At 50.5% G+C, this 7,128-nt stretch carries 8 protein-coding genes and 1 pseudogene; 6 read left to right on the top strand and 3 right to left on the bottom strand.

Annotation, left to right across the window (positions count from 1 at the left end; translation table 11 throughout):
- Positions 1-236: 236 nt before the first annotated feature.
- From B7L70_RS11330 to B7L70_RS11320, 3 genes are all read left to right on the top strand, one after another.
- Positions 237-1,190 carry an NAD(P)-dependent oxidoreductase gene (locus B7L70_RS11330; protein WP_162009170.1) on the top strand — a complete coding sequence of 318 codons (954 nt, stop codon included), beginning with the start codon at positions 237-239 and terminating at the stop codon, positions 1,188-1,190.
- A gap of 227 nt (positions 1,191-1,417) precedes the next feature.
- A complete protein-coding gene (locus B7L70_RS11325; RefSeq protein WP_081228287.1) occupies positions 1,418-2,185 on the top strand; it encodes an SDR family NAD(P)-dependent oxidoreductase in 768 nt (255 codons plus the stop codon).
- A 63-nt stretch (positions 2,186-2,248) separates the two neighbouring features.
- Complete coding sequence (locus B7L70_RS11320; protein ID WP_081228286.1) at positions 2,249-2,824, top strand: hypothetical protein; 576 nt, start codon at positions 2,249-2,251, stop codon at positions 2,822-2,824.
- On the opposite strand, the gene B7L70_RS11315 is transcribed toward B7L70_RS11320, so the two are convergent.
- Positions 2,821-3,282 carry a hypothetical protein gene (locus B7L70_RS11315; protein WP_081228285.1) on the bottom strand — a complete coding sequence of 154 codons (462 nt, stop codon included), beginning with the start codon at positions 3,280-3,282 and terminating at the stop codon, positions 2,821-2,823. The two genes, B7L70_RS11320 and B7L70_RS11315, sit on opposite strands and share 4 nt — an antisense overlap.
- Before the next feature lie 102 nt (positions 3,283-3,384).
- Here B7L70_RS11315 and B7L70_RS11310 point away from each other — a divergent pair, with 102 nt between their 5' ends.
- From B7L70_RS11310 to B7L70_RS11300, 3 genes are read left to right on the top strand one after another with little or no spacing between them, the layout of a single operon-like run.
- Positions 3,385-3,912 carry an AAA family ATPase gene (locus B7L70_RS11310; protein ID WP_238376228.1) on the top strand — a complete coding sequence of 176 codons (528 nt, stop codon included), beginning with the start codon at positions 3,385-3,387 and terminating at the stop codon, positions 3,910-3,912.
- A 2-nt stretch (positions 3,913-3,914) separates the two neighbouring features.
- Positions 3,915-4,313: an RNA-binding domain-containing protein gene (locus B7L70_RS11305; RefSeq protein ID WP_081228283.1), complete on the top strand. Its 399-nt coding sequence runs from the start codon at positions 3,915-3,917 to the stop codon at positions 4,311-4,313.
- A 35-nt stretch (positions 4,314-4,348) separates the two neighbouring features.
- On the top strand, positions 4,349-5,221 hold the full coding sequence (locus B7L70_RS11300; RefSeq protein ID WP_081228282.1) for a DMT family transporter: 873 nt from the start codon (positions 4,349-4,351) through the stop codon (positions 5,219-5,221).
- Here B7L70_RS11300 and rpsB read toward each other — a convergent pair.
- Both rpsB and B7L70_RS11290 read right to left on the bottom strand, forming a co-directional pair.
- Positions 5,193-5,840, bottom strand: a complete 648-nt coding sequence (gene rpsB, locus B7L70_RS11295; protein WP_081228281.1) for a 30S ribosomal protein S2 — start codon at positions 5,838-5,840, stop codon at positions 5,193-5,195. The two genes, B7L70_RS11300 and rpsB, sit on opposite strands and share 29 nt — an antisense overlap.
- 149 nt (positions 5,841-5,989) lie before the next feature.
- A pseudogene (locus B7L70_RS11290) lies at positions 5,990-7,128 on the bottom strand (hypothetical protein); the annotation flags it as partial.

The raw sequence follows: 7,128 nt of genomic DNA, 5'->3' as shown, positions 1-7,128 counted from the left end.
GAACCTAAACCTAGTCCTAACATACTTGTACACCGTGAGCGAAGACCTAGCAATGGCACTGTTAATCTATGAGGCCAAGGATGGCTTATTCGAAAAGGCAATAGAAGAATTAAGAAAAGGAGGAGCAACAGTAAGAGAAGCATACGAAATAAAGATCACTAGGGTATTGAGTTAGTGATTAGGTAATTTAGGGTTAAGGCTTGAAGATATTTAAACCATGGTTAAGTATCTTAAGTGTGGTTAGGTTTCTCGTGCTTGGCTTAGGCTTTATAGCAACCCACGTAGCCGAGGGCTTATCTAAGGTTGGCCAGGTCACCGTCACCTATAGGTCCTTGAGTGGCGTTAAGGGGGTTTATGCGGACTTGCTTAGGGGCATGGTTGAGTTGGTTAGGGTTAACCCAACAGTGGATAGGGATCTATTAGCCTCACTGGTTAAGAACTCCGACACAGTCATTAACCTAATTGGTGTTTTGAGCGGCAGTGAGGCCACCCTGAGGGAGGCTCATGTAACCGTGCCTGGGTTACTGGCTTCACTGATAGCTAAACAGTCCCCGTCAACAATGCTGATACATGTAAGTGCCTCCAACGTAATGGGCCCAGTGGGGAGTTTCATCACTGAGGAGCCTAGGCACTGTGAGGGGGCTAGGCCATCAAACCTGTATGAGGAGACTAAGTGCCTTGGTGAGAGGGTGGTTTACTCGACTTGGCTTTCCTCAGGCTTTCCAATGGCCATAGTTAGGCCAACCCTCGTCTACGGTAGGTACGCCGCCCATTCCCAATTCATGCAGATGTTTAACGTGGCCAGGTTGGGCGTTGTACCAATGCTTAAGGTTAGGGTGATGACCATCAGCGCCGTTAAGTTGACTGAACTGTTCGCTAGGCTGCATGCAGATAGGCCAAGGGGCCTCTACATGTACGCCACTGAGTGTGAGCCTGTGCCTATTTCAAGGTTCATTGAGGATATGGCTAAGGCCCTCAGTAGGAGGATTGTTAAGGTTCCTGTACCTAACCAACTGCTTAAACTTGCATTACCAAGTGACATCAAGCCCCTTTACAGGTACGTTGGGGTTACCTATGACTGCGGTAGGATGAGGTCGATGGTTAGCGGGCTTAGGTTCATGGATGAGGAGGTTTACGAGAACGCGCTATTCATTAAACGGCTTAGGGAAATGCACATACATGGTGATTAATAACCCTGCCTGCTCCGCATTCAGCCTTGGATGTGTTAACCACGGTTCATTGCCCATGTTACACGCTACTGTGCATGAGGGTAAGGCTTAACCCGCACTATCCAACTCCTCATCTTAACGGTTAATCCCTAACCCTTAGTGCTAGGTGCCGAGGTTATATGTTAAGTATACCTATTAGTATTCTAATGGGCTCACTGTTTAATACCCTCTGCTTAACCGGCTTAACCATGAGCATAGACCTGAGGGGTAAGGTGGTTTTAATAACAGGCGTAACCCACGGCATTGGTGAGGCCACGGGTAGGTTGCTTAGGCAGCTTGGGGCAACGGTGTACGGTGTGGGTAGGGATGAGGCCAGGGGTAGGGCCCTTGAGAGGGAGGTTGGCATAGTCTTCAGGAGGGTTGATTTGACCAGGAGGCAGGAGGTCCTCGACTTCATAAGGTGGTTTGAGGGGGAGGTTGGCATCATACATGCCCTTATCAACAACGCCTCAAGGAACTCCAGGTACAGTATACTGAACACGACGCTTGAGGAGTGGGATAGCATGATTGAGCTAAACCTAACAGCCCCCTTCCTACTCTCTCAAATGGCGGCCAGGCTAATGATAAGCAAGGGGGTTAAGGGCAAGATAATAAACGTGGCCGCCATACAGGCCTACTTCCCCCTCGAGTCATCATTCCCCTACGTAACCACTAAGGGTGGTTTAATAGCAATGACGAGGAGCATGGCGGTTGACCTGGGTAAATACGGCATACAGGTCATAACAGTAACCCCAGGGCCAGTGTACGTCAGGGGTAGTGAGGTGCCTAAAAGTCTCGATGAGAATGCGGCAACACTGATAGGGAGGATGGGTAGGCCTATTGAGGTTGCTTGGCTAATAGCCTTCCTAATCTCAGACCTAAACACATTCATGACGGGAAACGAGATAATAATAGACGGGGGTAGGGTCATCAGTAGGAAGCCAGACCCAAGGGAGATAACAAGCGGCGAAGTGTAGTGGCAACGCTTAAAGTTTTAGGTCATCAAAAACTATATTAACGAGTGAAACGAATCAATTAATATGCCTGATGTAGCCACCATTTACGTGATTGGACTCTCACTAACCATAATCGGTATGTTAGGTGGGGGTTTGTTTTGGCTTGGTGGTGAATTTAGGGAGATTAGGATGAGGTTTAAGGAAATTGATGAAAGATTTAGGGAAATCGATAGGAGGTTTGATGAGTTGAGGGGTTATGTTGATGGGAGGTTTAATGAGTTGAAGGGTTATATTGATTCCAGGGTTAATAGGCTTAGTGAAGCCTTTAGTAGCTATCAGGAATTCTTCATCGAACTCCTAATGACTGAGGGTGTTATTAAACCCGAGAGGGCGGTTATTGCTAAGAATGAGGCTAGGAGGATTATGAGACTCGCCACATCAATAAACCCACTAACCAAGGAAGAGTGGAAAAGACTTGGGGAGCTACTGGATAAGGATCCGAATGATTTGACCTACGAGGAGGCGCTTGAACTTAGGGAACTTGCCAGGAAGGTTATTAGGGAGTACATGGATTATGCGGAGGCTTGGAAGTTGCTCATGTACGCAAGCATGATGGTTGGGCTTACTAAGAAGAAGAGGGAGGAGCAGGGTGGCGGTTAGGTCCACATGCTCCTTAGGATTGGCTCCAGGCACCTCTTGAATATAACCCAGTAAAGGTCGTCGTTGGGCCTAAGCCTAATGTAGCTTAGGGGTGGTTTGAAGCCCCTCACCATGCCCATTAGTTGGTCTAAGGTTATTGGCCTTGGGCACCTCCTTGGTTCATCAACGATTATCATCATCCCCTCCCTATCCTCATCAACATACCCCCAATCCCCCTCCCTCAAGCCTAGGTTGCCCAATTCGCTGGCTATCCTCATTAATTCACTCCTCCTCCCAACGTAAACCCTCTTAGCCTTAAAGAAGCCCTCAATGGCCTTCCTGGGTGATGACAGGTAAAGCACCACCAGATCCCCTGGCGTTATCGGGCCATTAACCATCCTCCTCAACTCAGCCCTCTTCCTACCGTCCAGTATGGCATCGCCAAAGCCCGGCTTTATGGACATTAGGACCAGCTCCATCCCTATTAAAGGACCTGAGGGTGCATTTAAATTGATTTAGCTTACTAATCCACCTGGCTGTTGTAAAGGTTTTAAATCCATGCCCCAATGGTTTCTGTGCCGGTGCTCTGCATAGCCGGGCTTCCAGGTTCAGGGAAGTCCACCGTGAGTGGGGTCTTGGCTGAGATGGGGTTTAGGGTCTTCGTGATGGGGGATTACGTTAGGGCTGAGGCTGGTAGAATGGGGGTTAGCACTGATGAGGCGGCCACTAGGCTTAGGGTCATGTACGGCTCAAGGGCTGTGGCTAAGCTAACACTGGGTGACGTAGCCAAGTTTAAGGGGGGTAGGGTGGCTATTGAGGGGCTTAGGAGCAGGGAGGAGTATGAGGCCTTCAGGGAGGCCCTTGGGGACGTTAGGTTAATATTCATAGTTGCCAGCCTCAAGACGAGGTTCAGTAGGTTAGCCAGTAGGGGTAGGCCCGATGACCCAAGGGATCCACTTGACCTAATGGTCAGGGATTATAGGGAGCTCGCCTTCGGCCTGGCTAACCTAATAAGCCTGGCGGACTACATAATAGTCAACGAGGGTTTAAGCATAGATGAGTTAAGGGATAAGGTTAGGATGATTGTTAGGGAGGTTTACGGTGATTAGGCGTGCTGAGTGACGTAGAGGTTGAGGTCTACGCCGAGGTTAGGCCAACCGAGAGTGAGGCTAAGGTTAGGAGTGCTGTGCTAAACCTAATTGACCTTGATGAGGTTGAGGTCCTGGTAATGAACAATACCAAGTTCATCCACGGCAGGGCAAGGGGATTAAGGAGCCTGGGTAAGCTTAGGGAGCTTATCAGGAGGGGGAGGATTGGGGAGACCGCTAGGGAAGTGTTGAGCAGGAGTGTGATCGGCAATGAAGTGGTGATTAATGCTAATAAGCAGGCTGCCTACGTGGGTATCCTATCCTTCGCCATGGGTGAGGTTGAGAGCCCACTGGGCCCAATAACGATAAGGATAAGGACCAGTAACCCCCAGCATTTAATAACCTGGTTAACCTCAGGCTAGGTAACACTTTAAGTGGGCAAGCTAAGCAACATAACATGGGTAGGGATGCAGCCATTGCCTCACTTGCCATCGCCGGCTTCGCCATCTCCTGGGCATCAATATTAATACTGTGGAGTGGCCTAAACCCACTTTCGGTGTCACTCTGGAGGACCCTATTGGCTTCACTAGCCCTAACTCCCCAAGCGGTTAGGGAGTTGAGGAGGGTCAAGGTTGAGTTACCCATGGGCCTACTCACCGTGGGTGGCTTGGCTTTGGCTGTTCACTTCATGACTTGGGTAACATCACTCTACTACACCACGGTGGCCATGAGCGTCACCATAGTTTCAACCTACGTCATCTTCACAATACCCATAAGCCTAGCGTTAAAGAGAGGTATCAATGAGCTAAGCATCCTTGGAGCCTTTATGGCGTTGGCAGGTGTTACATTAATAATGTACTCCTCCTACGGCCTTGGGGTCGGCTCACTGCTAGGCGACCTACTAGCCCTGGCCGGTGCAGTGTCGGGTGCCGTGTACTTCGTGGTTGGTGAGTTAGCTAGGGCCAGGTTATCCACCGCGGTCTACGCGGCTGTTGTATACGCCTTAGCCTCCCTATTCACGGCCCCAGTGGCCCTACTATTGGGGGTTGACCCGCTTAGGCTTGACCTAAGGGCGTTTATGATGGTGTTGCTCATCGTGGTGGGCCCCATGTTGGCTGGGCATACGCTGCTCAATTACTCACTGAGGTACCTACCAGCCACCGTGGTCTCCACGGCGACCCTCATTGAACCAGTGGGCTCAACTATACTGGCTTACATATTCTTTAGGCAGGGTGTGGGTGTTTTAGAGGCCTTGGCCATGGTTATTGTGCTTGCTGGCGTTTACCTATCAATAATGGGTGTTACTGGCTCTGCCCAACGGGGACTCTGAACTCCTCCCAGCTAACTGGTAGGTCCTCGTCTGGCTTTAACTCACCCCTCTCCCTAAGCACCTGCCTGGCCAGTAGCCAGAATATTAGGGCTAGGCTGTTCCTACCCTTGTTGTTGCAGGGTATTGCGAAGTCGATAAATGTTATGTCGCTGTCAGTGTCAACTAGGGCTATTACCGGTATGCCGGTTAAAGACGCCTCATTAATTGCCTGGAAGTCGGTCTTGGGGTCAGCCACCATTAGGAGGTCTATGTCTATGTGGTGGCTTAGGTATGGATTCGTTAAAGTACCTGGTATCAACCTACCAGTCACAGGTAGGCAGCCGACGAACTTGCAGAACATTTGAATTGGCCTTGAGGCGTATGGCTTGGTTGAATGAACCATGACCCTTGATGGGTTGTACCTGGCAATCATCTTAGCCGCAATCCTAATCCTCTCGTCAATCCTCTTCAGGTTGAATATCCTCAACCCATCGGGCCTAACCGTGAATATGAAGCCCCTCCTCTGCAGGTAGCCATTGGACACCCTGGCCCCAAGCCTAACGGCCGCAGCCATGTACCTCTCCACCGGCACTAGGTACTCCTCACCCTGTTGATTGGGCCTCTTAGTCTCCTCGCCCATCACCCCCAATTAACATGCCCGTATTTAAGCTTTAGCGTCAATAATGAAGATTAATGCGAATTAAGCCAAGGGGATTTGAGGGAAGAAGGGGAAAAAGAAGGGAAAAAATTTGAAGAGATTTTGCCTGTTTTAAAGGTCTTTAGGGGCTCTTACTTGGCGCCTGGGCCGAATAGGCCGCCTGCCAGTCTCCTCCTCCTCCAGTTGCTGTACTCCATCAGTAGCACCACTATGATTATCACCACCACCAGTATTATCACTGCCACCAATATCAGCGTGCTCAGTGGCACGAAGGCGCCGAATATTATGTAGCCGCTTATGGGCACAACAGCCCTAACGCTCATCACGGTGCCCACTGCCGGTGTCACCGTGGTTGTGTTGGTTACTCCGTAGGCGCTCACTGATATTGTGTATGATACGCCGCCTGGCACTATGACGCTTAGTGAGCCTGTGCCAGCAGCCACCTGCTTACCACTGTAGGTTACTGCTATCTGCGCATTGCTTAACTGCACACCATTAGCCGTGTATGCCGTTATGCTTAGTTGGCTTACCGGCACTGTGGCTGATGCCTGTGTACCGGCTGAGACGCTGAGGCTTATTGGTGAAATCGGCACACCACTAACATTACCGACAAGCGTGTAGGTGCCGGCCGGAACAACGATACTAACATCACTAGCCGAACCACTTGCAATGGTCTTGCCACTGTACTGCAGGGCCAGTGAGTAGCTGCTTGGTATTAAGCCGCCTGCAAAGGTCACTGCAACCTTACCGACTGGTATAGTGACTGATGCTATCTGCCCAGTGGCCACGGTTACGCTGATTGCTGACACTGGCACACCACTAATGACACCGCTTACGCTGTAGGTGCCGCTCGGCACCACGATACTAACCGCACTGGCTGAACCACTTGCAACGGTCATACCATTGTACGTCAGGTTCAACGTGTAGCTGCTAGGCACGTAACCACCAGCGAAGCCGACGGCTATCTTACCCACTGGTATGGTAACTGAAGCCACCTGCCCAGCGCTAACACTCACTGGCAGCGCTGATAATGGGACACCATCAATTGTGCCGTTTATGCTGTATGAGCCAGCTGGGATGACAACACTGACATCGCTAGCTGAACCACTGGCGATCACGCTGCCACTGTATAACAGATTCAGTGTGTAGCTGCTTGGCGTTAGGCCGCTGGCGAAGGCAACGGCAACCTTGCCTACGGGTATGGTGACTGGTGTGGTTGAGCCGTTAACCACGGTCACTGATATCGCTGACAATGGTACACCGGTTACGA

The organism is Vulcanisaeta sp. EB80 (assembly GCF_002078205.2).
This window is presented reverse-complemented; position numbering and strand designations above follow the sequence as displayed.